Here is a 25,717-nt window from a genome sequence, read left to right as displayed (position 1 = left end):
CTCTCTGCTTCAAGTGAGCGCGTGGCGGACGCCGACGACAAGCGCGAAAATGCAGGAGAGCGCCCCGCCACCCCACCACAGCCGAAGGGTATAACTGCTCAAACCGCGTCCGATGCCTCTGCCTTCCCTATCTTCCGAAGCGGGAGGAGCATCTTTGCCACCGCGAAGATCGGGAAGGATCGCGCGCACCGATGGCGACGACGCCTTAAGCCACAGCACTTCAAGTGCTTCCTGAGACTTCCTCGCGCCATAGATAGAACGAAGCGCCTGCCGCGAAACGACTATCCCAGACCAGCAGCACACGAGCCACATCGTCCAGTATTTGCCCGCATTGATTAGGGTCGCGTAACTGATGTCGAACCACACCGAGGCGACAACTGTGAAACCGTTCTGGAGAAGAAAACCACCAGCCGCGATCAGGAACCCTTGGGCGGCCAAGAACCACGTGTTCCGCTGATTGATTAGCTCGTTTTCGTGCCGAACGTAATCGAGATAGACTCTATAGAGTTCGAGTTCGGTGAGCCCCGGCGGCAATGTCTGGCCCGCTTTCCGAGGGGGCTTAGAAGTCGGCTCAGCCTTAACAGCGCTCATGGAACAAGAGCGTATCATGAGCACGCCGGCGCGCAATGTACTGTGATGAGGTACTGCCGGACCCTAAGCGCCTTCTCATGAGCGTGGGCCGAGGCCCTCCGGCAGCACGGCCATCATAGCAAACAGAGCAATGCCAGAAAGCCCCCTTTAGACCCGTTTCGGTCCCTTTTTCTGAGTTTCGGGTAAGTATTCGGACAACAAAGAGAGAGGGCAAAATGCTTACCCAGACCACCGCAGCGCCCACGCGCAGCAATCCCGCGCTTGTCATCAGTCGCTTCACCAGTGCCGACAAAGCCGCCACTCCAGCCGAAGAATTCGGCGCTCACCTCCAGCCAACCGCAGAAATCGAATACGCATTCGAGACGATCCTAGACGCCTGCGCCGAGGCTCAGGCCGGTCAGACCAAGAAGGACTATTTCAGCTTCTCGGTGTGGGACGGCGGTCACGATCTGGAGGGGCATCGCTCCACCACCCTCATCACGCTCGAATACCATGTCGATGCCGTCGATGATGTGCGCGAAGCACTGGCTGAGATGGAATTCGCCCACTTCGAATTCGCCACCAAGGCAGACCGCAAGAACGTGGTCATGTTCGCCTTCCCGCTGCTCGATCACCTCGACTACAAGGACACGACCCGCGCGGCTTCGCTGATCGCGGCGATGGTCGGCGTGAAGGGCGTTGTGCAGCACAGCTGGCTCTACACCTACTTCTTCAAGTTCCGTGGCACCGACCCGGTTCAGTACCGCGATGGCAATTTCGTCGGCAGGGACTTCATCGAAGCCGCAGAAGGCGTGTTCGTCCAGATGAAGGACTACGTGCGATGAGCCAAGAAGCGCTCATCGCCATCGTCACCCAAGAAACCGCAGACATTGAAGACACAGACGAACGGCTCCGCGAGGCAATCGAAATGGCCTTCCGACTGTTGGATATTTGCATCGACGCGCACAAAACCAGATAGTGTCGTCCGAGGGGGCGCTATTGATGAATTTGCTGAAGCGTATTGCTCGCTGGAACTGGTGGAAGATCGGCTTCTTCATCGCCCTATTCCTCTTTGAATGCGCTCGCGAATGGGCTGTGATCGAGGCTTTTGAACCCCCGAAGATCGCTTCGATTGCCAGAGTGGATCGGTACGACACCTTCGTCACTGCGTCGGGCCAATGGCAACGGCTGGACGGTGGCTCTGACATGCTACCCGGCTCGACCAAGATCGAGTGCTGGCAGGATCAGGGCAAGTGCTACGAAATCAGCTATATGTTTATGAACGGCTACGTGGGCGAGCCGAACCTCGATGTTTTCGACGCCAAATTCAGTGATGACGCCGTCACTTACGAGAACGACGCACCTCAATGCGCGCACTACAGCGTACGGATCGATCTCAACCTGAAGAAGGTGATTGCTACCCGCGACCGGAAGGCAAAACCGTCGAACGAGATGTGCGCCAAGCTAGAGCCGCGGATTGAAATGACCCTTGGCGAAGGACGACACGATTACCGACCAGATCAAGAGCACTTCGTGCCGGTGGTGTGGCTCCTAGTCCGCCTGATGGACGCGAGGTAGCTCTGCTTGATGCAAGCCCAGCCTTCGAACCGTTTCCTCGTATCCGTGCTGGAGCAGCGATAAGGCGATCCGGTTCACCAGCATCCACTCAGGCTCCGGCTCATCGTCAACGATCTCGGGTTCGACCCGACGCCTGATCCTGGCCGCGATTGCCCCAAAACCGCAGAAATCTGCGAGTTTCGCCCAGTTTACGTAAATTGCGGATTGCACTCGCGCCGGAAAGGTCACGTGCGCATTCGCCCGCGCCACGCTGACCGTGCCCGTCTCCAGCGGCTGGCGCAGCGAATCCAGCACGGCGCGCTGGAACTCGGGCAATTCGTCGAGGAACAGCACGCCCAGATGCGCAAGGCTCACTTCGCCCGGCTTCACCTTCAGCCCGCCGCCGACCAAAGCCGCCATCGACGCCGAATGATGCGGCGCGCGAAACGGCCGCGTCCGCGTCAGCCGCCCGCCGTTGAGCGTACCCGCCACCGATCCGACCATCGACACTTCCAGCGCCTCGGCCGCGTCGAGCGGCGGCAGGATCCCGGGCAGGCACGACGCGAGCAGCGACTTGCCCGCGCCCGGCGGCCCGCTCATCAACAGGTTGTGCCCGCCCGCCGCCGCGATTTCCAGCGCGCGCCTCGCGGTTTCCTGCCCCTTCACCTGAGACAGATCGGGGCCATGCCCAGCCGCTTCGGCCTCGCCCGGCGGCGGAGCGGCGATCAACTGGTTGCCCTTGAAATGGTTGAGCAGCGAGATCAGGTCGCTCGCCGCGATCACTTCGATCGATCCGGCCCATGCCGCTTCCGATCCCTGTGCGGCCGGGCAAACCAGCCCCTTGCCGATCTCCGACGCGTGCAGCGCCGCCAGCAGCACGCCGGACGACGGCGCGATCCGTCCGTCCAGTCCCAGTTCGCCGACAACGACATAGCCCGCCAGCGTCTCGGCATCCGCCACGCCCATCGCCGCGAGCAGCGCGCAAGCGATCGGCAGGTCGAAATGCGATCCTTCCTTGGGCAGGTCGGCGGGCGACAGGTTCACCACGATCCGCTTCGGGGGCAGCGCCAGCCCCATCGCCGCGATCGCGCCGCGCACGCGCTCGCGGCTCTCGGCCACCGCCTTGTCGGCCAGCCCCACGACATTGAAGGCAGGCAGCCCGGGGATGAGCTGCACCTGCACCTCGACCGCGCGCGCCTCCAGCCCGAGATAGGCGACCGTCGATACGCTCGCGACCATGAACCACTCCCCCAACAGGCGGGAGCTTAACGGCTTTTATCCATTCCGGAACGCCATCGGTCCGGAATGGACTAAAGTCAGGCCTTCGGCTTGGTTGCGGGCTTGGCCGGCGCCTTGGGTTTCGCCGAGGGCTTCGCGGGAGCCTTTGCCGGCGCCGCCTTGGCCACCGGCGCCGCCTTTGCCGCCGCCGGAGCCGCAACCGCTGCCTTGGCGGGCGCAACCGCCGGAGCCTTCGCCTTTTTCAGCTCGTCGCGGATCTCGCGCAGCAGGGCGATGTCGGCAGGCTCAGCGGCCGGTTCGGCCGGAGCCTCCCCGGGCTTGGGCATCAGCTTGTTCACCGACCGCACCAGCAGGAAGATGATGAAGGCGACGATCAGGAAGTTGACCGCCACGGTGATGAACGAACCATAGCCCAGCAGCGGCACGCCCGCCTTCTTCAGGGCGGCATAGTCGCTCGATCCGGCCAGTTCGGCCGGCACCGCGCCCAGCACGAGGAAATAGCTCGAGAAATCGAGCCCGCCGAGCAGCTTGCCGACGATCGGCATGATGATGTCGTCGGTCAGCGAGGTCACGATCTTGCCGAACGCCGCGCCGATGATGACCGCCACCGCGAGATCGAGCACGTTGCCCCGCGCGATGAAGGCCTTGAACTCGTTGATCATATGCTGCTCCCCTTCGACTGCATTTCCGGCCGGACGCGAATCTTGCGCCTCCCGCCCGCGCACGTCAACGAAAGCCCTGCGACGAAGGGAGGCCTATCCGCGCCGAACCGTATTGTCGCCACAACACACGCCCACCACATCGCATTCATGGCCCGCAATCGTCACCCGATCCTGCGCAACGCCCTGCTGGTGCTGGGCCTCGTTCTCATTGCCCTCACCCCGATCGTCGGGCCGATCCCCGGTCCCGGCGGGATCGTGGTGTTCGGCGCGGGGCTGGTGCTGGTGCTTCAGAATGCCGGCTGGGCGCGCAAGCTGTTCGCGCGGTGGAAACGCCGCTGGCCCCGCGCCGGCCACTATTGCGACATGGCGCTTCGCCGCCCCAGCTTCCGCCGTCGGCAGGAGCGCGAGAAAGCCGACACCAAAGCCGCTTTCGGTGCCGGACCGCGTTGACTTGCCCCGACTCGCTGTATATGGGCACCCGACACGCGGCCGCCCTTGTGGTGGCCCTTTTACGTTCTGAAACTTGAGGATGAGCCATGAAGCGGACCTTTCAGCCGAGCAATCTGGTGCGTGCGCGCCGGCACGGCTTCCGCTCGCGGATGGCGACCCCGGGTGGCCGCAAGGTGATCCGTGCGCGTCGCGCTCGCGGTCGCGCCAAGCTGTCGGCGTAGTCGCCCTGGGCCTTACCGGCCTCAAGCAGCGAAAAGACTATCTGGCGGCAAACGCCGGGCGTCGCGCGCCGATGCCCGGCTTTGTGCTGCTCGTTCGCGATCGCGCCGATGAGTCGGCCGATATGCGCATCGGCATCACCGTATCGAAGAAAGTCGGCAACGCCGTCATCCGCAACCGGATGAAGCGGCGCTTCCGTGCGCTTGCGCGCGAGATACTGCCCGAATCGGGCGTGCCCGGCGCCGATCATGTGCTGATCGGCCGCAATGGCGGGATCGAACGCGATCATGCCGCGCTGAAGGCCGAACTGGTCAAGGCGCTGGCCAAGGTGCAGCGCACGTGATCGCGAAGCTCCTGATCCTCATCGCCCGGGGCTGGCAACTTGGCCCCTCCGCGATCCTTCCGCCCAGCTGCCGCTACGCGCCAAGCTGTTCGGCCTATGCAATCGAGGCGCTTCGCCGCTATGGCGCGCTCAAGGGCAGCTGGCTCGCCGTACGGCGAATCGCACGCTGCCACCCTTGGGGCGGCCACGGCTACGATCCGGTGCCGTGATCCATCTATTTTTTCCGGGGAAGAATTGGTGACTGAAGACCGTAAGAACATGATCATCTTCGCGGTGCTTGCCGCGCTGCTTCTGTTCGGCTGGCCGATGGTCACCAACTATTTCTTCCCTGCGGCCAATCCGCCGGTCGTGAAAGTCGAGGACGGCAAGCCCAAGGCGCTGCCGAACCCCGGCGCGGATCCCACCGCCGATACGCCGCAGGCGCTGCGCGACCGCGCGCTGGTGCTCAAGGAAACCCCGCGCGTCGTTATCGATACGCCGCGCGTGAAGGGTTCGATCAACCTCAAGGGCGCGCGCCTCGATGATCTCGAGCTGAAGCAGTATGACGAGACGGTCGCGAAGAATTCGCCGCCGATCCGCCTGCTCTCCCCCGCCGGCGCGGCGGGCAGCTATTTCGCCGAGTTCGGCTGGCAGACCTCGGGTGCCGCCGCGCCCAACGCCAACACCGTGTGGCAGGCCAGCGCCACGACGCTGAGCCCCGGCAAGCCGGTGACGCTCACTTCGTCGAACGGCAGCGGCCAGCGCTTCATCATCGACATCTCGATCGACGAGAACTTCATGTTCACCGTGAAGCAGAGCGTCGCGAACAATGGCGCCGCGCCGGTCGTCGTGTCCCCCACCACCTTCGTCAACCGCGCCCAGAAGTCGACCGATCTCGACCAATGGGCGGCGCATGTCGGTCCGATCGCGGTTTCGACCGCAGGCGCCAATTATCTCGACTACAGCAAGGTCGAGGAAGCCGTGATGACCGCGGATGGCGGTGTGAAGTTCGACACGCGCAGCGGCTGGGTCGGCTTCACCGATCATTACTGGCTGACTGCGGTGATCCCCGACCAGGGCCTCGACGTCACGCTGCTCCAGCGTCAGAATCCGACGTCGAAAAGCTATCAGGCGGAATATTCGCTCGCCCGCGCGCTGACCGTCCAGCCCGGCAAGCAGATCAACTACACCAGCCGCTTCTTCGCGGGCGCCAAGGAAGTGGCGCTGCTCGACGATTATGAAGCGAAACTCGGCATCGCGCAGTTCAGCTATGCGATCGACTGGGGCTGGTACCGCATCATCGAAAAGCCGATGTTCTACTATCTCGACTGGCTGTTCCGCCTCGTCGGCAATTTCGGCGTCGCGATCATCCTGCTGACCTTCACGATCCGCGGCCTTCTGTTCCCGATCGCGCAGAAGCAGTTCGCCTCGATGGCGCAGATGCGCGTCATCCAGCCGAAGATGAAGGCGCTGCAGGAACGCTACAAGGACGACAAGCAGAAGCAGCAGCAGGAGATCATGAAGCTGTACAAGGAGGAGAAGGTCAATCCGCTCGCGGGCTGCCTCCCCATCCTGCTTCAGATCCCGATCATGTTCGCGTTGTACAAGGTGCTGCTGCTCACGATCGAAATGCGCCACCAGCCGTTCGTACTGTGGATCAGGGATCTCAGCGCGCCCGACCCGGCGATGATCCTCAACCTGTTCGGCTATCTGCCGTTCACGCCGCCTTCGTTCCTGGCGATCGGCATCATCCCGGTGCTGCTCGGCGTGTCGATGTACTTCCAGATCAAGCTGAACCCGGCCCCGATGGACGAGATGCAGAAGCAGATCTTCCAGTTCATGCCGTGGATGCTGATGTTCCTGATGGCTCCGTTCGCGGTTGGCCTGCAGGTGTACTGGATCACCTCGAACGTCGTGACGATCGCGCAGCAGTGGTGGCTGTACAAGAAGCACCCGGTGCTTTCGCAGCAGACGGCACAGGCGAAGAAGTGAGCGACGCTTTCGATCCCGAACTGATCGAGGCGGCGCGCAAGACCTTCGCGGGTCCCGTGACCTTCCTCAAATCGGCGCCCGCGCTGGAGTTTCTTCCCGGCGCGGACGTTCCCGAGGTCGCGTTCGCCGGCCGCTCGAACGTCGGCAAGTCGTCGCTGCTCAATGCGCTGACGGGGCGGAACAGCCTTGCGCGCACCTCGGTCACGCCGGGGCGCACGCAGGAGCTGAACTTCTTCGACGTGGGCGAGCCGCTGCGCTTCCGGCTGGTCGACATGCCCGGCTACGGCTTCGCCAAGGCGCCCAAGGACATGGTCCGCAAGTGGCGCTATCTGGTGAACGACTATCTGCGCGGCCGCGACGTGCTGAAGCGCACCCTGGTGCTGATCGACAGCCGCCACGGCATCAAGGATGTCGATCGCGAGATCCTCGAGATGCTCGACAATGCGGCGGTCAGCTACCGCATCGTGCTGACCAAGACCGACAAGATCAAGGCGACCGAGCTCGCCGAAGTCCGCGCCCGCACCGAAGAGGAAGCGCGCAAGCGCCCCGCCGCGCACCCGGACCTGATCGCCACGTCGAGCGAAAAGGGCATGGGGATCCCCGAACTCCGCGCCGCGGTGCTCGAAGCGATCGGCTGAAGTGCTGTGCTCCGGCGAAGGCCGGAGCTCTGGCCGCGTAGGCTGCGATTGCCAACGCTCCGGCCTTCGCCGGAGCACAATGCCATAGCGTGGAGGACCACCTGTGACTCTTCTCTTCTCCTACGGCACGCTCCAGCTCGACAACGTCCAGCAGATGCTGTTCGGCCGCCGGATCGAAATGACCGACGACGCGCTGCTCGGCTTCGAATCGGTGACGATCACCATCACCGATCCGGCGGTGGTCGGCGCCAGCGGCACCGAAACGCATCTCGCGCTCATCCCCGCTGCGCCGGACGCGGCCATTCCGGGCAAGACGCTGGCGATCACCGAAGCCGATCTGCCCGCCGTCGACACGTATGAAGGCGACAATTACCGCCGCGTCGAAGTCACCCTCGCCTCGGGTGCGACCGCCTGGGTCTATGTGAAGGCCTGACCTCGGGGCATTTCCGCCCTCATGGTAAACCCATTGGTAACCATGCGCCGCTAAGATCGTGCCCAATCATGAGCGCGAAGCGTCCCCTCGATCTGCGTCATGCCCTATGGGGCAAATGGGTCGCCCTGCCCGTCGCGCTGACCCGCGCCCAGATCGAGTCGGTCTCGCGCGGCTATCCGGTCACCTATGCCGCGACGGTCGTCGTCAGCATCCTGCTGCTCCTGATCCTGCGCAACGACGATTATTTCGCGTGGCATCTCTGCGCGCTCGCGGTGCACCTCGCCATCGCAACCTGGCTGCTCGCCCGCTGGCGGCAGGGCAAGGCGGAGGATTGGAAAGTCACCGATCAGCGCGCGACGATCCGCATGACGGTGATCGAGGCATCGCTCGTCGCATTCGGCTGGTTCTGCTTCCTCTCGGTGTCGGGCATCGGCGCGACCGAGAGCGAGCTGATCTTCACCACCACCATCATCGCCGGAGTCACCGCGATCGGCGCGCTGCGCTATGCCGCGCTGCCCCCGGCCAGTCTCGCCTTCCTCGCCGTGTCGGTTTGCATCGACGGCTTCTACGCCGCCTTCACCTCGATCGACGGCAGCGTGTTCGTCTTCCTGCTGATCTTCGTCGCCCTGCTCGCCCGCACCGTGCTGGCGCAGTCGCAGCTGGTCACCGAACAGTTCGCACAGGGTCGCGCGCTCGCCGAAGCAGCCGCCGAGCGCGACAATCTCCGCGCCGCCGCCCAGCGCGAGGAACTTGCCCAGCAAGCCGCCTCCGCCGAGGAACGCCATCGCGGCCAGCTCCAGAGCGCCGCCGAACGCCGCAGCGAAGTCGATCGCATCGCCCGCCAGTTCGAGGACCTGTTCGTCCGCACCATCACCGATCTCGCTGCCGCCGCGAACCAGACCCGCACCTCGGCCGAAGCGCTGATGGCCAATACCCAGGCCACCCATGGCCAGGTCCGCAGCGTCGCCGCCCGCGCCGGCAAGGCCGATACGGGTGCCGCGACGTTGCTCGAGGAATCGGCCAATCTCGGCCACAGCCTCGAAACCGTCGAATCGCGCCTCGCCGATCAGGGCGCGACCACCACGCGCCTGCTCGAACTCACCCATCATGCCGACGAACGCTTCGCGACGCTGGTCCGCTATGCCGACAGCGCCGGCAGCATCGCCGACACCATCGCGCAAGTCGCCGCACGCACCAATCTCCTCGCGCTCAACGCCTCGATCGAGGCTGCCCGCGCAGGCGATGCCGGGCGCGGCTTCGCCATCGTCGCGCAGGAAGTGAAGAGCCTCGCCGCCCAGACCGCGCTCGCCACGCAGGATATTCGCGGCCAGCTCGAACAGATCACCGGCGCGGTCAGCTCGACCGCATCGATCGTGGCCGACATGCGCACCAGCTTCGACCGAATCGACGAAGTCGCGCGTGCGGTCGAACAGGCCATGTCGCGTCAGGGCGACGTGATCCGTTCGATCCAGCGCTACGCCGGCACCGCCGCCGAACTGACCAACGATCTGCAGGGCAGTGTCTCCAGCGCCGAACAATCGACCGACGCCGCTGCGCGCGTGACGAGCGAACTCGGCACCGCCACCACCGAACTGGTCACCCGCACCAAACTACTGATGCGCGAGACGCGCACCTTCATGGCCAGTTTGAAGGCCGCTTAGGCCAGCACCACCCGCGCCGGCCTGCGCCCCGTCAGGATCGCCACCGCCGCGCCCAGCGCGAACACGCCCGCGATCACGAACGCCGGGCCGTAGCTTCCCGACGTCTCGCGGATCCAGCCCGCCCCGAACGCTGCGGTCGCCGCCCCGATCTGGTGGCCGGCCATGATCCATCCGAACACGATCGGCGCTTCGTCCGGTCCGAACGCGTCATTGGTCAGCTTCACCGTCGGCGGAACGGTGGCAATCCAGTCGAGGCCATAGAAGATCGCGAACACGGTCAGGCTCGCCGGGCCGAAATCGAGATAAGGCAGCGCGATCAGCGAAAGCCCGCGAAAGCCGTAATAGACGAACAGCAATTTGCGCGGATCGTAACGGTCGGTCGCCCATCCCGAGGCGGTCGTGCCGATCAGGTCGAAGAACCCCATCATCGACAACAGACCCGCCGCCGCGACTGGCGCGATGCCGTGATCGCCGCAGAACGCGATCAGATGTGTGCCGACCAGCCCGTTGGTCGTAAGCCCGCACACGAAGAAAGTACCGAACAACAACCAGAAGATCCGCGTCTTCGCCGCGCGCCTCAGCGCACCGAACGCCAGCCCGACGGTCGCGGCCTGCTTGAGCGGCGGGGGCGGCGGCGTATTCTCGTCTTCACCAAAGCGCGTCACGCCCACGTCCGAAGGCCGCTCGGGCATCATCACCAGCACCAGGGGGATCAGCGCCGCCGTCGCGATGCTCACCGTCAGCGCCACGGGCTGCCACGCGCCGCTGCTCGAAAGCCAGGCGAGGAACGGCAGGAACACCAGCGCACCCGTCGCGGCGCTGGCGGTCAGCATGCCCATCACCAGCCCCTGCCGCGTCGCGAACCAGCGATTGACCACCGCAGCGCCGAGCACCGAGGCTACCGCGCCACTGCCCACGCCCGAGATGACGCCCCAGCTCAGCACATAATGCCAGGGTTCCGTCATCCACAGGCTCGCAAAGGTCGACGCGCTCATCAGTGCGAGCCCCGCCAGCATCGTCCGCTTGATCCCGAACGACAGCATCAGCGCGGCCGCGAACGGTCCGACCATGCCATAGAGGAAAATGCCCACCGCCGCCGCCGCGCTGATTGTCGCGCGATCCCAGCCCATGCTGTCCTCGAGCGGCCGGATCATCACGCCGGGCGCGGAGCGCATCCCCGCCGCGACGAGCAGCGCAAGGAAGGTCACGGCCACGACGATTGAGGCATAGGTGCGAGCGGAAGCAGCGGAACGGGTCATGAAAGGTCCTGGATCGTGCAGAAACAAATCCTCCCCCGCCACGGGGAGGTGGCGCCGAAGGCGACGGAGGGGGAGGATGCACTATCTCTAGTTGGCCGCTTACCTCCCCCACCGTCAGCTGCGCTGACACCTCCCCCTTGCGGGGAAGGATTTATGGGAAACAATCTCACGCCTTCTGCGCCAGCCGGGTGACGGTCTTGAGCATGAACTCCAGTCCGCCCCAGATATCCGGCCCCATCGCGCCGATGATCCGCGCCTGCGCCGCTTCCCAATCGGGTTCCGCATCGGCCAGCGCCGCGCGCCCGGCATCGGTCAGCCGCGCCAGCCGGCTCTTGCCCGGCCCCGCCTCGGTCTCGATCCAGCCCCTCGTCTCCAGCGGGGAAACCGCGCGGTACAGCGACGATCGGTCCATCACCAGCGCCTCGGCCAGCCGCGACAAGGGCACGCCGTCGCCGCGCGACACATGCCGCAGCACCGCGAACTGGGCGGTGGTCATCCCCTGCCCCGCCAGCGCCTCGTCATAAACCCGCCCCACCGCCCGCGCCGCCTTCCGCAGCGTGGTGCAGGCACAAGGGCCGTTGAGCGAATCTTGATGCATATGCATGATGTATATGCATCAATTTGCTCATGCAAGTTGCCCGATGCAATGTTTCGTTCCATCCTCCGCCCCGGAGGGGGACCGATGACAGCCAGCCAGCGCCTTGAGGGGCTCGACATCTTCCGTGGCCTCGCGGTCGCGGGGATGATCCTCGTCAATACGCCGGGATCGGGCGATCATATCTGGTGGCCGCTCGATCATGCTGCATGGCACGGCTTCACCCCGACCGACCTCGTCTTCCCCGCTTTCCTCTTCGCGGTCGGCGCGGCGCTGGGCCTCTCATTCCCGCGCACGATCGATGGCCGCAGCTGGACCCGCATCCTGCGCCGCGCTGCGCTGCTGGTGCTGATCGCCTGGAGTATCCAGCTACTCGCCCGCCCGGACATCGCCAATTTCCGCTTCATGGGCGTGCTTCAGCGGATCGCGCTCTGCTACGTCCTCGTCTCGGCATGGGCGATCTTCACTGCTCGCCGCGATGAAGAGGGAAGATCGCATCTCCGACCGCATTTCCTGCTGATAGGCGCGGTCGATGCGCTGATCCTCTACTGGCTGCTGCTCGCCTTCGCGCCCGTCCCGGGTCACGGCGCTGGGCTGCTCACGCCCGAGGGCAATATCGCCGGCTGGGTCGATCGCAGCGTGTTCGGCACCGCGCATATCTGGCGCTTCGGCACCGATGCGGCGGGCAATATCGTCTATGATCCCGAAGGGTTGCTCTCCACCCTGCCCGCGCTCGCAAATGTGCTGTTCGGGATGCTCGCCGCCGTCGTGTGGAAGCATGAGCCGGGCAAGGCCGCCCTCCGCATCCTCGCAGCCGGGGTTCTGCTCGCCCTGCTCGGCTGGGCGCTCAGCCCGTGGATGCCGCTCAACAAGCGCATCTGGACGCCCAGCTACGCGCTGCTCACCACCGGCCTCTCCGCGATCCTCCTCGCGGGCTGCATGGCCGCGGCGGGTATCTCAAGCGTGAAAAAGGCGCTCGCCCCGCTCCACATCTTCGGGATGAACGCCATCCTCGGCTATGTCCTGTCGCTGCTGATCGCGATTCTGTGCCTGAAGCCGATCCTGCCGGGCGGCGAGACGATCAACCAATGGGGGTTCGCCCGGATCAATGCAGTGATCGCCGATCCATATCTGGCTTCGTTTCTCTACGCCGTTATCATCCTGCTCATCGTCCTCGCCGCGCTGATCCCCCTGCACCGCCGCGGCATCCACCTCCGGCTCTGAAAGGCCCGCTCATGTCCCTTCCCGCCAACGGCCTCGAACTCCGCTCGACCATCACTTCGGGCGGCGAATTGAAGCTCGAACTGGTCGAAGTGCCGATCCGCGCGCTCGAAGCCGGCGAAGTGCTCATCAAGGTCGAGGCCGCACCGATCAACCCGTCGGATCTCGGCCTGCTCACCGGCCCCGCCGACGTATCGACCGCAACCGCGGGCGGCACGCCGGACCGCCCGACCGTCACCGCGCACGTCCCCGCCCAGCGCCTCCCCTTCGTCGCCGCGCGGCACGACGAATCGATGACCGTCGGCAATGAAGGCGCGGGCACCGTGATCGCGGCCGGGGCCGGAGGCGAAGCCCTGATCGGCAAGCGCGTCGCCGCGATCGGCGGATCGATGTATGCGCAGTATCGCATCGCTCGCATCGCCGAATGCTTCCCCCTTCCGCATGGCGCGACTGCGGCCGAGGGCGCTTCGGCCTTCGTCAATCCGCTCACCGCGCTGGCGATGGTCGAAACGATGCGCGCCGAGGGCCACAGCGCGCTGGTCCATACCGCTGCCGCGTCGAACCTCGGCCAGATGCTCAACCGCATCTGCATCGCCGATGGCGTCCGGCTGGTGAACATCGTGCGCAGCGAAGCGCAGGCCGCGATCCTCCGCGATCTCGGCGCCAGCTACATCGTCGACAGCAGCAGCGAGAGCTTCGACTCCGATCTGGCCGATGTCCTCACCGAGACCGGCGCGACCATCGCCTTCGACGCGATCGGCGGCGGCACGCTGGCCAACCGCATCCTGCGCGGCATGGAAACCGCCGCGAACCGCAAGGCGACGACCTACAGCCGCTACGGCTCGAGCGTGCACAAGCAGGTCTATATCTATGGCGCGCTCGATCTCGGCCCGACGCCGCTCGACCGCAGCTATGGCCTTGCCTGGGGGGTCTCGGGCTTCCTGCTCACTCCGTTCCTGATGAAGGCCGGTGCGGAAACCGTCGGCCGGATGCGCGCCCGCGTCGCCGCCGAACTGACCACCACCTTCGCCAGCAACTACACCGCGACGATCTCGCTGCGCGAAGTCCTCGATCCGGCGACGCTGCAGGCCTATTCGCGCAAGGCGACGGGCGAAAAGTACCTGATCGACCCGTCCCGCTGAACCAAATCCCGCTCGCCCTGAGCCTGTCGAAGGGCAGCCTTTCTTCCTCGAACCGCTCGCGGAAGAAGGACGGTGCTTCGACAAGCTCAGCACGAGCGGATGTGAAGGTTGCCGCTTCCCCCACCCCTCGCTATCCCCCCGGTCCCATGAAGCTCATCATCGGCAACAAGGCCTATTCCTCCTGGTCGCTGCGCGGCTGGCTCGCGTGCAAGCTCTCCGGCCTTCCCTTCGAGGAAGTCGTGGTGCCGCTGTACGATGGCGATTGGGACAAGCGCCGCGAGGGCGACGAGTTCGCGCCGTCCTCGGGCAAGGTGCCGATCCTGTGGGATGGTGATGCGGTGGTGTGGGACAGCCTCGCCATCGTCGAATATCTCAACGACAAGACCGGCAACGAGAAATTCTGGCCGAAGGACCCCGCCGCCCGGGCGATGGCGCGTTCGATGGCCGCCGAGATGCACTCGGGCTTCGCATCGCTGCGCCGCAAGCACGGCATGAACATCCGCCAGATCTATCCGCCCAAGCAGCCCGATGACGATGTGGTGCAGGAAATCGGCCGGATCATGGAACTATGGGCACAGGCCCGCGCCCGCTACGGCGGCGAAGGCGAGTTCCTGTTCGGCGAATTCGGCGCGGTCGACATCATGTTCGCGCCGGTGGTGACGCGCTTCGTCACCTACAGCCTGCCCGTCGCCCGCTTCGCCCCCGCCTATATGCAGGCCGTGCTCCAGCACCCGTATATGCAGAACTGGATCGCCGGCGCACAGGCCGAGGATTGGGTGATCGAGAAGTTCGAAGTCGAACCGGCGGAGTGACCGCTCTTCTCCCTCTCCCGCGAAAGCGGGAGAGGGTAGCCCTCAGGCCACCCCATCCCGCTCGGCGGCCATCATCTTCCTGATGCCCTCTTCCAGCGTCACCAGCGGACGCCCGAGGATGTCGAGCATCTTCGATACGTCCGGGCAGCGCCGCGTCATGTCGCCTTCGGCCAGCGGCGGCAGGTGGACGATCTTCGAGCTCGAGCCGGTCAGGCGGATCACCGTCTCGGCCAGTTCGCGGATGGTCAGTTCCTCGGCATTGCCGACATTGATCGTGTCGTTCAGGCCCAGATCTTCCTCGAGCAGCTTCTCGGTGAAATCCAGATTGTCGTCGACATAGCAGAAGGTCCGCGTCTGCAGCCCGTCGCCGTACAGCGTGATGTCCTTGCCCGCCTGCGCCGCGCTGAGGAACTTCGACATCACGAAGTCGGTGCTCTGCAGCGGGCCATAGGTGTTGAAGAAGCGGAAGATCGTGTGCGGCAGGCCGAATTCCTGCGTGTAGGTGCGGAAGTAGGACTCACCGACATTCTTCACCACCGCGTAGGGCAGCCGCGAGTTGAGCGGCGTGGTGTCCTCACGCTGCGGAATCTCGAACGGCTCGCCATAGACTTCGGAACTGGACGAGAAGAACACCCGCTTCACGCCGGTATTCTTGGCCAGATCGAGCACGGTCTCGAATCCGTGAATGTCGTTCAGCACCAGCTTCGGATTCGCCAGCGTCCGCTGCACGCCGACGACGGCGGCATAATGGAACACCGCATCGAACCGCTCGGCGGTGAAGATCGGCGACATGTCTTCCTTGCGGTTCGCATCCGCGCGGACGAAGCGCCAATTGTCGCCCGACGTGCGCGGCAGCTTGTCGCGATTGCCGGTGGTCAGGTCGTCGACGATCACCACATAATTGTTCGGATTCGCCGCGAGACGGCGCGCAAGGCTGCCGCCGACATTGCCGGCGCCGCCGGTAACCAGGATCTTCCGCATCTGCCCTCCAGAGATATGGCGCTCTCCTAGAGGGATGCCGCGCACCTGTACACCGGCCAAAGCCTAGAATTCGCTGCCGTTCTTGCGGCGAAAGCCGATGCCGGGGAACAGATGCATGTCGATGTCGGGATAATGGCACGCGGTTTCGCTCGGCCGCCCCACCGCGACGAACACGCAATCCGCGTCGCTGCGGTTCTGCAGCACATGGCCGTTGCCGTCATTCTTCGGGAACGCCGCCATGTCGCCCGGCCGCATCGCATGTTCGCCGTCATCGTCGACCAGCACCGCTTCGCCCGAGAGCATCACGACGAACTCGTCCTCGCCCTCGTGCCAGTGCCGCTGCGACGACCAAGCGCCGGGCTTCAGCGTAACGTGACTATACCCGAAATCGGTGACCCCGCTGGCGGGCGCCATCCGCCGATACCAGCGCCCCTGCACCTGGCTCGCATGTTCCGGCGGGTATCCGGTCGCATTGGTCTGCGGGATCGCATCGAGATCGAGCTTGGGCATGTCAGCGCATTCCGTCGCGGCAGGCTTCCCCCTCGGCGATCACCGCTGCCCATCGCAGCGTATCGACCGATGGGTTGCGATAGGCCTGGCCCGGATAGCGGCTCCGGATCGCCTTCGCGAGCGCCTGCGCCGCGCGCACCTCGCGCACGCGGCGCAGGAACACCGCGTCCTGCACGGCCTGAGGCTCGCCGGCATAATGGCTTTCCAGCTTGCTCACGGCGATGTTGGCGGTCCGCTCGATCCGCAGCGCGATCGATCGGCAGCGCGCCGGCGCGTCCATCCGCCCATCCTGCGCCACCGGCGCCAGTAGCATTGCTATCGTCAGTCCGATCATCGCTTCCCTCGACGCCGCGAACGGTCATGCTATGGCCCGGCGGAGGGATTGGGAAGCGGGAAGCACAATGAACGTCACGGAACTCGCCACCGCGCTGATGGCCGCCGAAAGCGTGACGCCCGCCACCGGCAAGGTGTTCGACGTCCTCGAAGCCGCGCTCCTGCCGCTGGGCTTCAGGGTCGAGCGTTTCGTCGAGGGCGAAGCCCCGGACGGCCCGGTCGAAAACCTCCTCGCGGTGCGCGGCAGCGGCGGGCGTCACTTCGCTTTTGCCGGGCATCTCGATGTCGTCCCCCCCGGCAAGGGCTGGGAAAGCGAGCCCTTCGCACCCGAGATTCGCGGCGGCCTGCTCTACGGGCGCGGCGCGGTGGACATGAAGGGTTCGATCGCGGCGTTCGTCACCGCCGTAGCGGGCCTCGATACCGACGGCACCGTCAGCATGATCATCACCGGCGACGAGGAAGGCCCCGCCACCTACGGCACGCCGACGCTGATCGAGCATATGCGCGCGCGGAACCTGATCCCCGATCTGTGCCTCGTCGGGGAACCCAGCTCCGCCAATCGGCTCGGCGACACGATCAAGATCGGCCGTCGCGGATCGACGATCATCTGGCTCGACGTGCCCGGCAAGCAGGGTCATGTCGCCTACCCTCACCTCGCCGACAATCCGATCCCCCGCCTCATCCGCGCGCTGGCCGAGATCGACGGGATCGTGCTCGACGAAGGGACCGACTGGTTCCAGGCATCGAACATCGAGCCGACCGACGTGACCGTCGGCAACTCCGCCGGCAACGTCATCCCCGCCCACGCCAGCGCCCGGCTGAGCATTCGCTTCAACGATCTCCACAAGGGCGCCGATCTGGTCGAGCGGATCACCGCGATCGTCCACCGCCACGCGCCCGCCGCGATCGTGAAGGGCACCGTCTATGGCGAAGCCTTCCTGACCGCTCCCGGCGAATTCTCGACATTGGTGCAGGACGCCGCCGAAGCCACGCTCGGCATCCGCCCGGAACTCTCCACCACCGGCGGCACCTCCGACGCGCGCTTCCTCTCGAAACTGTGCCCGGTGGTCGAATTCGGCCTGGTCAACGCGACGATGCACAAGCTCGACGAAGCGGTCGCGGTGCGCGATCTGGAAGCGCTGACCGAGACTTATCGGGACGTGCTGAAGCGAGTCTTCACCAGCTAAAAGCCCTCCTCTTCAGAGGAGGGGTTGGGGTGGAGGATATATTCTTGGCCGCGGTCTCCGCGAGGCGATGACCGCCCCACCCCAACCCCGCATCAGGTAAACAGCGCCCCGCGCTGTTTAGGCCATGCCGGGGGCATGGCCGACCTGGTGCGCCTAAAGGGTAGGGGCTAGAAGGAAGTCACCCCGCCGCCCGCGCGCCGCGCTCGTCGCGCACCCAATTGAGGAATTCCTCCTCCGCCATCGGCGCGGCGATCGAATAGCCCTGCAGCACGTCGCATCCGATCACGCGCAGCACCATCGCCTGGTCCTCGCTCTCGATCCCCTCGGCCACGGCCTCGCAGCCAAGGCCGTGGACCAGCCCGATCACCGCATGGGCGATCGTCCGCGCTTCGGCCTGATCCGCGACATGCTCGATCAGGCTGCGGTCCAGCTTCACGCGGTCGACCGGCAAGTGCCGCAACCGCGCGATGTTGGAATAGCCCGTGCCGAAATCGTCGATCGCGACGCTGGCCCCGTCGGCGCGCAGCGTGGCGATGGCTTCGATCACATCGTCGGAACAATTCATCGCCAGCGTCTCGCTGATCTCCAGCTCCAGCAGATGCGCGGGCGCATTCGCCGCCAGCATGGCCGCGCGCAGGCGGCGGAAGAAGGTGGCGTGATCGATCTGGCGCTGGCTGATGTTCACTGCCATCCGCTGCTCGATCCCCATCCTGCCCCAGCGCGAGATGGTCTCGGCGACATTCTGGAGCACCCATTCGCCGATCTCGACGATCAGCCCGGTCTCCTCGGCACGCTGGATGAACGCGCCGGGCATCTTCAGCCCGTCCGGATGCTTCCAGCGCAGCAGCGCCTCCGCGCCGACGATGCGGCCGCCATGCGCCGCGATCTGCGGCTGATAGACCAGCGCGAACTGATCCTTGCTCACCGCTTCGCGCAGGTCGCTCTCCAGCTGGGCGCGCTCGGCGATCTCGGCCGCCAGCGCGTCGGTGAAATGCTCGGTCCGCCCGCGCCCGCTCGCCTTGGCGTGATACATGGCGGCGTCGGCGGCGCGCATCAGGTCGTGCAGATTGTCGCCGTGGCCGGGGCGCAGCGCGATGCCGATCGACGCGCCGATATTGATTTCCTGCTCCGCCAACTCGAACGGCTCGCTCAGCGCGCCGAGGATGCCCGCGCCGATCCGGTCGGCATCGCGCAAATCCTTCAGCGCCGGCACGAACATCGTGAACTCATCGCCCGCCAGCCGGCCGATCAGCACCTGCCGCCCGTCCGCACCCGCGACGAACCGGTCGGACACCGCCCGCAGGCGGTTGGCGACCATGCCGAGCAACTGGTCGCCCGCCGCATGGCCCATCGTGTCGTTGACTGCCTTGAAGCGATCGAGATCGATGAAATAGAGCACCGCATTGTCGCCTGGCCCCATCTCGTCGATCAGCCGGTCGCAGCTGCGGCGGAAATTGGTCCGGTTGGGCAGGTTGGTGACCGAATCGAACATCGCCAGCCGCTGGACGCTTTCCAGATTGGCGTGGAGCTGGCGGAACAGCCCGTCCATCGCTTCGGCCAGTGGCGGCACGCATTCGCGGACTTCCTCGGGAATATCGCTTTCCAGATCGCCGTTCGCTGCGCGGGACAGGCGCGCGATGGCGGCGTCTATCGCCCCTGCGGTCGCGGCGATGGTCCGCTCGGCCGAAGCCCAGCACATCACGCCACAGATGATCGCCGCGATCAGCGCGCGGCCCGCGCTATCCGCACTGACTTCACCGCGCGAGGAGGCAGCCAGCGCCAGGATGAACGCCACAGCACCGGCGCACATCGCGAACGCGATGGCACGGCTCTTGAGCGAAAACCCTTCCACTTGACCCGCCGGTCCCCCCACAAAAAACAGGCGCAATGCCTGCGATCCGATGCAGGGACCTTGGCATCCAAGGGTTAAAATTTCGGTTGCGAATTGCCCGTTCTGGGGCGGCGCAGCACGATATACAGCGCCCCCGCCCCGCCATGACGCGGATGCGCGCCCCGCACCGCCGCGATCCGGTCGGCAAAGCGCGACGAGCCCAGCCAGTCGCCCACAGCCGCACGGATCGCGCCGCGTCTGTGCGGCCGTTCCGATTCCGGCCCCGGCGCCTTGCCGGTCACCAGCAGCAGCACCCGGTCTCCCCGGCCCAGCGCCGCCTCGAGTCCCCGGTCGAGCCGGTCATAGGCCGAAGCGAGGCTGTGCCCGTGCAGGTCGATCGCGCTTTCGGGCGACACCAGCCCGCGCGACAGCCGCCGGTCCCAGCTTCCGTCGAGCGTGGTCGACGGCGGAGTCGCGGCGGGCTTCTTCGCCGGCGCGGGCGCGGGCTGCGGGACCTTGCCCGGCTTGAACTTCGGCGGAAAGACCGGTTTGGGCCCCGTCTCGACCTCGATCGGCTTCACCGGGCCGATCGGCCGCACGCTTGCGATCACCAGCTTCCAGAGCGCCGCTTCCTCGGGCGCGAGCTTGCGCCCCCTGGCCATTATTGCGCGCCGTTGAGCCGCGCCAGCGTCCCCACCGGCAGCAGCAGCCACGCCGTGCCGCGCGTGTTCATTCCGCCCGCGATCGCGCGCGCATCGTCGCCCGCGCCCCAGAAAGTGTCGAACCGGTTCGATCCCTTGATCGCGCCGCCGACATCCTGCGCCACCCACAGCCCGTTGGCTTCGGCCCGGTCCATCGAAAGGAATACCGGCGCGCCCAGCGGCGTGAACATCGGGTCCGCCGCCACGCTGGCCATCGGGGTCACCGGCAGGCCCATCGAGCCCAGCGGCCCCGCGCCGGTCAGTTCGCGGAAGAACACATAGCTCTTGTTCTCGTTCATGATCGCGCGGCCCTCCTCGGGGTTATCGCGCAGATACTTCATGATCCCCTGCATCGACGCCTGTCCGGGCGCCAGCAGGTTACGGTCGCGCATCAGCTTGCCGATGCCGGTATAGTCACGCCCGTTCTGGCCCGCGAAGCCGATCCGCATCACGCCGCCCTCGGGCAGCCGCAGCCGGCCCGAGCCCTGCACTTCCAGGAAAAACATCTCGACCGGGTCCGCCGCCCAGGCGATCACCGGCACCTTGCCGTCCAGCGCGCCCTTCTCGATCTCGGCGCGCTCGTAATAGGGTACGAAATTCTGCCCCTGGAACCGTCCGCGGATGCGCTTGCCCTTCAGCGTCTCGGAAAAGGGCGTCAGGTCCAGTTCGACCAGATCGTTCGGCTTGGCATAGACCGGCACTTCATAGCCCGGCCGCCGGTTGCGCGATCCGGCGATCTCCGGCTCGTAATAGCCGGTCGAATGCGCCTTGCCGTCGCCGACCTGCACCGCTTCGAAATAGGTGGTGAAAAAGCTCAGCGCGTCGCGCGCGGGCCAGTTCGCCGCCGCGGTACAGCTTTCCGCCCAGTCGCTGCCGCGCGTCAGGCCAGACTGGTCGGTGCGCTTCTGCATCGCGGTGCAGCTCAGGCGATATGCCGCCAGCGCGCGCGAGGCGGCAGCCGGGGTGATCGGCAGCGAACTGATCGCCGGTCCCGCGATCGCGCCCGCCTTCGCCCCGGTGGTGGCCGGGGTGGCCGGAGTCGCAACCGTCGTCGGCGTCATCTGCGTCGCCGGAATCGGCTGGCGGACGGGCACGTTGTTGTTGACCGGGCGATCACCGCCCCTGTCGGGCGCCTCGCGCGGCGGCGGCGCGCCGCGGTCGACATAGGCCGGAACGATGCCGCCGGAGCAGCCGCTCAACATCACCGCGAGCGCGGCTACCCCCCAGATGCGCATGTGTCCCCGTCCTTCGGATCAGCCCGGTTCGTCCGGGCCGGTTGGATTATGCCCGAACGTTCAGGCTTCGTCGGTCTCGACGAGCTTCCAGTTCGGATCGTCGCTGCGGAGATTCCGTGCGAAGGTCCAGATGTCGCGCACCTCGACTGCGTCGGACAGCGATCCGGCGATGACGTTGCCGTCCTTGTCGCGCGTCACCGAAGCGATGTCCGCATCGAACCGCACGGCGATTCGCGCGGTCTTGCTCTCGACGGAGGCTTCGACGATCGCGGCACGCTCGATCGCGACCAGGCGGTTCTCCAGCACATGGCCCGCCGCGTTGCGGTCGGCGATCGCCTGCGAGAAGCCTGCGCGGACGTCATCCTCGACCAGCCATGCCAGCGTCTCTTCGTCGCCCTTCCAAAAGGCTTCGAGGATCATGCGATAGGCCGCCTTCGACCCTTCGACGAACTGGGCGACATCGAAGCTCGAATCCGCCTGGATCACCTGGCGCAGGCCGGTTTCGGCTCCCGCCTCGATGTTGCGGCTGCCGGTTTCGCGAACCTCGGGCGCGATGTCGATGCTGCGCGGGATCGACGGAACGGGGATGCGCTCCTCCGCCGTCTTGGGCATCGCCTGCTCGTGCCCCGTCCGCTTGCCGAGCACCGCATAGAGCCGCAACGCCAGGAAACCCGCCACGAACGCGAACAGAATGACGTAAACCAGCACCGTACCTCCGATAGTCCGTTACGGCCGATATAGGCCGAAGCGCCCGCGGTTACAAATCGCGGCCACCCATACCGTTGAACTGCCGCCACGTGCCTGCTAGGCGCGGCGCTCGCTTCAACGCGCGGAACGCGCGAAACTATCCGGACGAAAAGGGAATATCAGATGGCCGAGCCCGAATTTGGCGAGCCGATTGCGAATGGCGAGGACACCGCACCCGCAGTGGGCGTGCTCTCGCAATATGTGAAGGACTTCTCGTTCGAGAACCCCAACGCACCGGGCATCTACCAGAATCAGACCGCACCCTCGGTCGACATCCAGTTCAACATCGGCTCGGGCCAGGTTGGCGAGGAAGTCTATGAAGTCGCGCTCAAGATCGACGCGCGCTGCACGATGGGCGATCAGGTCGCCTATGTCGTCGACCTCACCTATGCCTGCCTGTTCGGCATGCGCAACGTGCCCGCCGATCAGGTCGAGCCGTTCCTGATGAGCGAAGCGCCGCGCATCATCTTCCCGTTCGCTCGCCGCATCCTGGCCGATGCCGTCCGCGACGGCGGCTATCCGCCGCTGATGCTCGATCCGATCGACTTCCACGGCCTCTACCTCGCTCGCCTCGAGCAGGGCGAAGCAGCCCAGGTCGCCGGTCAGGCCTGATCCGGATTTCGGGGGGAGAAGCGGGATGCTGCACGCTCCCCCCTTTCGGTTGAACTTCGGCGAGTCGGGCGGGCGATGAACCTCGCCAGGACCCTCGGCTCGGTCGGCGGCCTGACTCTCGTCAGCCGCGTCCTCGCGCTGGTGCGCGATTCGCTTCAGGCGACCTTTGTCGGCGCGGGCTTCGCGTCGGACGCCTTCCTCGTCGCCTTCCGCCTGCCCAACATGTTCCGCGCCTTGTTCGCGGAGGGCGCCTTCTCGGCCGCATTCATCCCGATGTTCAACAAGCGCGTGGCCGAAGGCGGCGGGCCGTCCGCGGGCTTCCTCTTCGCGGAACGCGCGCTGTCGGTGCTGTTCCCGGTGCTGGCGCTGTTCACCGTAGCGATGCTGATCGCCGCATGGCCGGTCACCTGGGCGCTCTCGGGCGGGTTCAACGATCCCAGCCCGTCGGACTTCGCCTATGCGGTCACGCTGTCCCGGATCACCATTCCCTATCTCTTTCTGATCAGCCTCGTCTCGCTGCTCGGCGGCATCCTCAATTCGCTCGATCGCTTCTGGGTCAACGCCGCCGCGCCGATCCTGCTCAACCTCGCGATGGTCGCCGGCCTGCTCTTCTTCCACGGCGAGAATCCGTACGAAACCGCGCGGGTACAGGCGATCTCGGTCACCGCGGGCGGCGCGCTGCAATTGCTGTGGCTGATCTTCGCCTGTCGCAGCGCAGGCGTGAAGCTGCGGCTGCGCCTGCCCAAGATCGACGACGATGTGCGCCAGCTGATGAAGCTGATGCTCCCCGCGGCGCTCGGCGCGGGTGCGACCCAGATCAATCTGCTGATCTCCACTGCGCTCGCCGGATCGATGCTCGCCGCCGGTTCGATCTCGTACATCTATTATGCCGACCGGCTGAATCAGCTGCCCCTCGGCCTGATCGGCATCGGCCTCGGCACGATCCTCCTCCCCACCATCTCGCGCCTGCTCTCCAGCGGCAAGGATGCGGAGGCAATGGAGACCCAGAACCGGGGCATCGAGCTGGCGCTGTTCCTCACCCTTCCCGCGATGGTCGCGCTGATGGTCGCGGCCGAACCGATCATCCGGGGCCTGTTCCAGCACGGCGCTTTCACCGCCGACGACACCATGAAGTGCGCATGGGCGCTCTCGGCCTTCTCGGTCGGCTTGCCCGCCTATGTTCTCGTGAAGGTGCTGACCCCCGGCTATTATGCGCGGCAGGATACGAAGACGCCGGTGCGCTACGCGATGATCTCGATCGTCGTGAACATCGTCGGCAACCTGATCCTGATCCCGCTGATCGGCCATGTCGGCCCGCCGCTCGCCACCGCGCTCGCGGCGCTGGTCAACGTCGTGATGCTCTATGTCACGCTGCGCAAGCGCGGCCATTTCGAAGCCGACGCCCAGCTCGTCCGCCGCCTGCCCCGCCTTGCGCTCGCCGCGATCCTGATGGGCGTGGCGATCTTCGGGCTCGACCGGCTGCTCGATCCCTATCTCACCGGCACGCTGGTCATGCGCATCCTCGCGCTCGGCGTGCTTGTCGCGGGCGGCACGGCGATCTACGGCATCGCCTGCTTCGTGACGCGCGCCTTCACGCTCGGCGACCTCAAATCGCTGGCCCGCAAGCGCCGTCCGAGCGACCCGATCCAGGAGTAAGGCTAAGATCATGCGCGTCGTTTCCGGCATCCAGACCACCGGCAATCTGCACCTCGGCAATTATCTTGGGGCGATCAAGCAGTGGGTCGCGATGCAGGACCAGGCCGAGTCGCTGTTCTTCCTCGCCGATCTCCACGCGCTGACCGGCAACATCTCGCCCGCCGAGCTGGCCAATTCGACCATCGAGATGGCCGCCACTTTGCTCGCCTCGGGCATCGACGACCGCTCGATCCTGTTCAACCAGTCGCGCGTCCCCGCCCATGCCGAACTCTGCTGGATCCTTCAGGGCACCGCCCGGATGGGCTGGCTGAACCGCATGACCCAGTGGAAGGACAAGGCGGGCAAGAACCGCGAGGGCGCTTCGGTCGGTCTCTTCACCTATCCGGTGCTCCAGGCCGCCGACATCCTCGTCTATCAGGCGACGCACGTTCCCGTGGGCGAGGACCAGAAGCAGCATCTCGAGCTGGCCCGCGACGTGGCAACCAAGTTCAACACCGATTTCGGCGTCGAGCTGTTCCCGCTGCCCGAGCCGCTGATCAGCAAGGCCGCGCCGCGCATCATGAGCCTGCGCGACGGTTCGGCAAAGATGTCCAAGTCCGATCCCTCGGACATGAGCCGCATCAACCTGATCGACGACAACGACGCCATCGCGCAGAAGATCAAGAAGTCGAAGTCCGACGCCGATCTCCTGCCCGACAGCTTCGACGCGCTGGCCGAACGCCCCGAGGCGAAGAACCTCGTGACGATCTACGCTGCCCTGTCGGACCGCGAGCCGCAATCGGTTGTCGAGGAATTCGCCGGCAAGGGCTTCGGCGCGTTCAAGCCCGCGCTGGCCGATCTCGCGGTCGCCACCCTCGGCCCGATCCGCGACCGTCTGGTAAAGCTGCTCGACGATCGCACCGCCGTCGGCGCAGAACTGGCGAAAGGCGCCGCCCGCGCCAACGCCCTCGCCGCCCCGACGCTCCTCGCGGCGCAGAAGGCAGTCGGGCTTCAGGTATAATTTCGACCTGAAATTCCCCTCCCTTCAAGGGAGGGGTTAGGGGTGGGTAAGAAAAGGCCGGGCTCGATGCCCGGCCTTTTCTTCAACTGAGGGTTTGCCGGGAACTCGCGTCGCTCGCCACCCACCCCCAGCCCCTCCCTTGGAGGAAGGGG

The 25,717-nt window shown here is 65.8% G+C and carries 28 protein-coding genes and 2 pseudogenes; 18 read left to right on the top strand and 12 right to left on the bottom strand.

Annotation, left to right across the window (positions count from 1 at the left end; translation table 11 throughout):
- Nucleotides 1–9 precede the first annotated feature (9 nt).
- The gene (locus HHL13_RS00525; protein WP_169553839.1) at nt 10–591 is read right to left on the bottom strand and encodes a hypothetical protein; all 582 of its coding nucleotides are present in this window, start codon (nt 589–591) and stop codon (nt 10–12) included.
- A 215-nt stretch (nt 592–806) separates the two neighbouring features.
- Between HHL13_RS00525 and HHL13_RS00520 the strand changes: the two genes are divergently transcribed.
- The 3 genes from HHL13_RS00520 to HHL13_RS00510 are packed head-to-tail and all read left to right on the top strand — an operon-like array spanning nt 807 to nt 2,148.
- Nucleotides 807–1,415, top strand: coding sequence for a hypothetical protein (locus HHL13_RS00520; RefSeq protein WP_169553838.1), 609 nt, complete (start codon nt 807–809; stop codon nt 1,413–1,415).
- The gene (locus HHL13_RS00515; protein ID WP_169553837.1) at nt 1,412–1,549 is read left to right on the top strand and encodes a hypothetical protein; all 138 of its coding nucleotides are present in this window, start codon (nt 1,412–1,414) and stop codon (nt 1,547–1,549) included. Before HHL13_RS00520 ends, HHL13_RS00515 begins: the two co-directional genes overlap by 4 nt.
- A 23-nt stretch (nt 1,550–1,572) precedes the next feature.
- Entirely contained in the window at nt 1,573–2,148 is a 576-nt protein-coding gene (locus tag HHL13_RS00510) for a hypothetical protein (RefSeq protein ID WP_169553836.1), read from the top strand.
- Between the two features lie 192 nt (nt 2,149–2,340).
- Here HHL13_RS00510 and HHL13_RS00505 read toward each other — a convergent pair.
- Nucleotides 2,341–3,366: pseudogene (locus tag HHL13_RS00505) on the bottom strand (YifB family Mg chelatase-like AAA ATPase); the annotation flags it as partial.
- A gap of 236 nt (nt 3,367–3,602) precedes the next feature.
- Nucleotides 3,603–4,028, bottom strand: a pseudogene (gene mscL / locus HHL13_RS00500) (large conductance mechanosensitive channel protein MscL); the annotation flags it as partial.
- A 147-nt stretch (nt 4,029–4,175) separates the two neighbouring features.
- On the opposite strand from mscL, the gene HHL13_RS00495 reads away from it, so the two are divergent.
- From HHL13_RS00495 to HHL13_RS00460, 8 genes are all read left to right on the top strand, one after another.
- Nucleotides 4,176–4,478: a hypothetical protein gene (locus tag HHL13_RS00495; protein WP_169553834.1), complete on the top strand. Its 303-nt coding sequence runs from the start codon at nt 4,176–4,178 to the stop codon at nt 4,476–4,478.
- Between the two features lie 86 nt (nt 4,479–4,564).
- Complete coding sequence (gene rpmH / locus HHL13_RS00490; protein ID WP_066793417.1) at nt 4,565–4,699, top strand: 50S ribosomal protein L34; 135 nt, start codon at nt 4,565–4,567, stop codon at nt 4,697–4,699.
- A gap of 71 nt (nt 4,700–4,770) precedes the next feature.
- Nucleotides 4,771–5,040 (top strand): ribonuclease P protein component, encoded by a 270-nt coding sequence (rnpA, locus tag HHL13_RS00485; RefSeq protein WP_240953583.1) that lies wholly within the window; start codon nt 4,771–4,773, stop codon nt 5,038–5,040.
- Nucleotides 5,037–5,249: a membrane protein insertion efficiency factor YidD gene (yidD, locus tag HHL13_RS00480; RefSeq protein ID WP_169553833.1), complete on the top strand. Its 213-nt coding sequence runs from the start codon at nt 5,037–5,039 to the stop codon at nt 5,247–5,249. The genes rnpA and yidD overlap by 4 nt, the downstream gene beginning before the upstream one ends.
- A 28-nt stretch (nt 5,250–5,277) precedes the next feature.
- Nucleotides 5,278–7,011 (top strand): membrane protein insertase YidC, encoded by a 1,734-nt coding sequence (yidC, locus tag HHL13_RS00475; protein WP_346775449.1) that lies wholly within the window; start codon nt 5,278–5,280, stop codon nt 7,009–7,011.
- Nucleotides 7,008–7,649 (top strand): ribosome biogenesis GTP-binding protein YihA/YsxC, encoded by a 642-nt coding sequence (yihA, locus tag HHL13_RS00470; protein WP_169553832.1) that lies wholly within the window; start codon nt 7,008–7,010, stop codon nt 7,647–7,649. The genes yidC and yihA overlap by 4 nt, the downstream gene beginning before the upstream one ends.
- A 103-nt stretch (nt 7,650–7,752) precedes the next feature.
- Nucleotides 7,753–8,082: a gamma-glutamylcyclotransferase family protein gene (locus HHL13_RS00465; protein WP_169553831.1), complete on the top strand. Its 330-nt coding sequence runs from the start codon at nt 7,753–7,755 to the stop codon at nt 8,080–8,082.
- Nucleotides 8,083–8,150: 68 nt separating this feature from the next.
- Nucleotides 8,151–9,743 (top strand): methyl-accepting chemotaxis protein, encoded by a 1,593-nt coding sequence (locus tag HHL13_RS00460; RefSeq protein WP_169553830.1) that lies wholly within the window; start codon nt 8,151–8,153, stop codon nt 9,741–9,743.
- On the opposite strand, the gene HHL13_RS00455 is transcribed toward HHL13_RS00460, so the two are convergent.
- Nucleotides 9,740–11,002 carry an MFS transporter gene (locus HHL13_RS00455; protein WP_169553829.1) on the bottom strand — a complete coding sequence of 421 codons (1,263 nt, stop codon included), beginning with the start codon at nt 11,000–11,002 and terminating at the stop codon, nt 9,740–9,742. The two genes, HHL13_RS00460 and HHL13_RS00455, sit on opposite strands and share 4 nt — an antisense overlap.
- Before the next feature lie 166 nt (nt 11,003–11,168).
- The gene (locus HHL13_RS00450; RefSeq protein WP_169553828.1) at nt 11,169–11,600 is read right to left on the bottom strand and encodes a MarR family winged helix-turn-helix transcriptional regulator; all 432 of its coding nucleotides are present in this window, start codon (nt 11,598–11,600) and stop codon (nt 11,169–11,171) included.
- 84 nt (nt 11,601–11,684) lie between these two features.
- Between HHL13_RS00450 and HHL13_RS00445 the strand changes: the two genes are divergently transcribed.
- From HHL13_RS00445 to HHL13_RS00435, 3 genes are all read left to right on the top strand, one after another.
- Entirely contained in the window at nt 11,685–12,821 is a 1,137-nt protein-coding gene (locus HHL13_RS00445; RefSeq protein ID WP_169553827.1) for a heparan-alpha-glucosaminide N-acetyltransferase domain-containing protein, read from the top strand.
- A gap of 11 nt (nt 12,822–12,832) precedes the next feature.
- Nucleotides 12,833–13,960 carry a zinc-binding dehydrogenase gene (locus HHL13_RS00440; RefSeq protein ID WP_169553826.1) on the top strand — a complete coding sequence of 376 codons (1,128 nt, stop codon included), beginning with the start codon at nt 12,833–12,835 and terminating at the stop codon, nt 13,958–13,960.
- Between the two features lie 146 nt (nt 13,961–14,106).
- A complete protein-coding gene (locus HHL13_RS00435) occupies nt 14,107–14,772 on the top strand; it encodes a glutathione S-transferase family protein (protein ID WP_169553825.1) in 666 nt (221 codons plus the stop codon).
- Between the two features lie 42 nt (nt 14,773–14,814).
- On the opposite strand, the gene HHL13_RS00430 is transcribed toward HHL13_RS00435, so the two are convergent.
- From HHL13_RS00430 to HHL13_RS00420, 3 genes are all read right to left on the bottom strand, one after another.
- Nucleotides 14,815–15,753 (bottom strand): NAD-dependent epimerase/dehydratase family protein, encoded by a 939-nt coding sequence (locus HHL13_RS00430; RefSeq protein ID WP_169553824.1) that lies wholly within the window; start codon nt 15,751–15,753, stop codon nt 14,815–14,817.
- 63 nt (nt 15,754–15,816) lie between these two features.
- The gene (locus HHL13_RS00425) at nt 15,817–16,263 is read right to left on the bottom strand and encodes a cupin domain-containing protein (RefSeq protein ID WP_169553823.1); all 447 of its coding nucleotides are present in this window, start codon (nt 16,261–16,263) and stop codon (nt 15,817–15,819) included.
- A 1-nt stretch (nt 16,264) separates the two neighbouring features.
- Nucleotides 16,265–16,597, bottom strand: a complete 333-nt coding sequence (locus HHL13_RS00420) for a hypothetical protein (protein WP_169553822.1) — start codon at nt 16,595–16,597, stop codon at nt 16,265–16,267.
- Between the two features lie 67 nt (nt 16,598–16,664).
- On the opposite strand from HHL13_RS00420, the gene dapE reads away from it, so the two are divergent.
- Nucleotides 16,665–17,783 carry a succinyl-diaminopimelate desuccinylase gene (dapE, locus tag HHL13_RS00415; RefSeq protein WP_206376806.1) on the top strand — a complete coding sequence of 373 codons (1,119 nt, stop codon included), beginning with the start codon at nt 16,665–16,667 and terminating at the stop codon, nt 17,781–17,783.
- A gap of 178 nt (nt 17,784–17,961) precedes the next feature.
- Here dapE and HHL13_RS00410 read toward each other — a convergent pair whose 3' ends face one another.
- The 4 genes from HHL13_RS00410 to HHL13_RS00395 form a co-directional block, all read right to left on the bottom strand.
- Nucleotides 17,962–19,635: an EAL domain-containing protein gene (locus HHL13_RS00410; protein WP_169553820.1), complete on the bottom strand. Its 1,674-nt coding sequence runs from the start codon at nt 19,633–19,635 to the stop codon at nt 17,962–17,964.
- A 74-nt stretch (nt 19,636–19,709) separates the two neighbouring features.
- Nucleotides 19,710–20,276: a Smr/MutS family protein gene (locus HHL13_RS00405; protein ID WP_169553819.1), complete on the bottom strand. Its 567-nt coding sequence runs from the start codon at nt 20,274–20,276 to the stop codon at nt 19,710–19,712.
- Complete coding sequence (locus tag HHL13_RS00400; RefSeq protein WP_169553818.1) at nt 20,276–21,550, bottom strand: murein transglycosylase A; 1,275 nt, start codon at nt 21,548–21,550, stop codon at nt 20,276–20,278. The genes HHL13_RS00405 and HHL13_RS00400 overlap by 1 nt, the downstream gene beginning before the upstream one ends.
- Nucleotides 21,551–21,610: 60 nt before the next feature.
- Nucleotides 21,611–22,255 (bottom strand): Tim44/TimA family putative adaptor protein, encoded by a 645-nt coding sequence (locus HHL13_RS00395; protein ID WP_169556695.1) that lies wholly within the window; start codon nt 22,253–22,255, stop codon nt 21,611–21,613.
- A gap of 165 nt (nt 22,256–22,420) precedes the next feature.
- Between HHL13_RS00395 and secB the strand changes: the two genes are divergently transcribed.
- The 3 genes from secB to trpS all read left to right on the top strand — a co-directional run bounded on the left by secB (nt 22,421) and on the right by trpS (nt 25,565).
- Nucleotides 22,421–22,909 (top strand): protein-export chaperone SecB, encoded by a 489-nt coding sequence (gene secB / locus HHL13_RS00390; RefSeq protein ID WP_169553817.1) that lies wholly within the window; start codon nt 22,421–22,423, stop codon nt 22,907–22,909.
- Between the two features lie 75 nt (nt 22,910–22,984).
- Complete coding sequence (gene murJ / locus HHL13_RS00385) at nt 22,985–24,565, top strand: murein biosynthesis integral membrane protein MurJ (protein WP_169553816.1); 1,581 nt, start codon at nt 22,985–22,987, stop codon at nt 24,563–24,565.
- A gap of 10 nt (nt 24,566–24,575) precedes the next feature.
- Nucleotides 24,576–25,565: a tryptophan--tRNA ligase gene (trpS, locus tag HHL13_RS00380; protein WP_169553815.1), complete on the top strand. Its 990-nt coding sequence runs from the start codon at nt 24,576–24,578 to the stop codon at nt 25,563–25,565.
- Nucleotides 25,566–25,717 lie beyond the last annotated feature (152 nt).

This window comes from Sphingomonas sp. G-3-2-10 (assembly GCF_012927115.1).
In the GTDB taxonomy this organism is placed as follows: Bacteria; Pseudomonadota; Alphaproteobacteria; order Sphingomonadales; family Sphingomonadaceae; genus Sphingomonas.
This window is presented reverse-complemented; position numbering and strand designations above follow the sequence as displayed.

Excerpts from the sequence above, each read along its gene's own strand:
- rnpA (WP_240953583.1), top strand. The coding sequence starts at position 4,771 with ATGCCCGGCTTTGTGCTGCTCGTTCGCGATCGCGCCGATGAGTCGGCC.
- HHL13_RS00400 (WP_169553818.1), bottom strand. The coding sequence starts at position 21,550 with ATGCGCATCTGGGGGGTAGCCGCGCTCGCGGTGATGTTGAGCGGCTGC.
- HHL13_RS00455 (WP_169553829.1), bottom strand. The coding sequence starts at position 11,002 with ATGACCCGTTCCGCTGCTTCCGCTCGCACCTATGCCTCAATCGTCGTG.
- secB (WP_169553817.1), top strand. The coding sequence starts at position 22,421 with ATGGCCGAGCCCGAATTTGGCGAGCCGATTGCGAATGGCGAGGACACC.
- murJ (WP_169553816.1), top strand. The coding sequence starts at position 22,985 with ATGAACCTCGCCAGGACCCTCGGCTCGGTCGGCGGCCTGACTCTCGTC.
- HHL13_RS00460 (WP_169553830.1), top strand. The coding sequence starts at position 8,151 with ATGAGCGCGAAGCGTCCCCTCGATCTGCGTCATGCCCTATGGGGCAAA.
- HHL13_RS00520 (WP_169553838.1), top strand. The coding sequence starts at position 807 with ATGCTTACCCAGACCACCGCAGCGCCCACGCGCAGCAATCCCGCGCTT.
- HHL13_RS00435 (WP_169553825.1), top strand. The coding sequence starts at position 14,107 with ATGAAGCTCATCATCGGCAACAAGGCCTATTCCTCCTGGTCGCTGCGC.
- dapE (WP_206376806.1), top strand. The coding sequence starts at position 16,665 with ATGAACGTCACGGAACTCGCCACCGCGCTGATGGCCGCCGAAAGCGTG.
- HHL13_RS00525 (WP_169553839.1), bottom strand. The coding sequence starts at position 591 with ATGAGCGCTGTTAAGGCTGAGCCGACTTCTAAGCCCCCTCGGAAAGCG.
- HHL13_RS00495 (WP_169553834.1), top strand. The coding sequence starts at position 4,176 with ATGGCCCGCAATCGTCACCCGATCCTGCGCAACGCCCTGCTGGTGCTG.
- HHL13_RS00445 (WP_169553827.1), top strand. The coding sequence starts at position 11,685 with ATGACAGCCAGCCAGCGCCTTGAGGGGCTCGACATCTTCCGTGGCCTC.
- trpS (WP_169553815.1), top strand. The coding sequence starts at position 24,576 with ATGCGCGTCGTTTCCGGCATCCAGACCACCGGCAATCTGCACCTCGGC.
- HHL13_RS00440 (WP_169553826.1), top strand. The coding sequence starts at position 12,833 with ATGTCCCTTCCCGCCAACGGCCTCGAACTCCGCTCGACCATCACTTCG.
- HHL13_RS00450 (WP_169553828.1), bottom strand. The coding sequence starts at position 11,600 with ATGCATCAAGATTCGCTCAACGGCCCTTGTGCCTGCACCACGCTGCGG.
- HHL13_RS00425 (WP_169553823.1), bottom strand. The coding sequence starts at position 16,263 with ATGCCCAAGCTCGATCTCGATGCGATCCCGCAGACCAATGCGACCGGA.
- HHL13_RS00420 (WP_169553822.1), bottom strand. The coding sequence starts at position 16,597 with ATGATCGGACTGACGATAGCAATGCTACTGGCGCCGGTGGCGCAGGAT.
- rpmH (WP_066793417.1), top strand. The coding sequence starts at position 4,565 with ATGAAGCGGACCTTTCAGCCGAGCAATCTGGTGCGTGCGCGCCGGCAC.
- HHL13_RS00510 (WP_169553836.1), top strand. The coding sequence starts at position 1,573 with ATGAATTTGCTGAAGCGTATTGCTCGCTGGAACTGGTGGAAGATCGGC.
- HHL13_RS00515 (WP_169553837.1), top strand. The coding sequence starts at position 1,412 with ATGAGCCAAGAAGCGCTCATCGCCATCGTCACCCAAGAAACCGCAGAC.
- HHL13_RS00430 (WP_169553824.1), bottom strand. The coding sequence starts at position 15,753 with ATGCGGAAGATCCTGGTTACCGGCGGCGCCGGCAATGTCGGCGGCAGC.
- HHL13_RS00405 (WP_169553819.1), bottom strand. The coding sequence starts at position 20,276 with ATGGCCAGGGGGCGCAAGCTCGCGCCCGAGGAAGCGGCGCTCTGGAAG.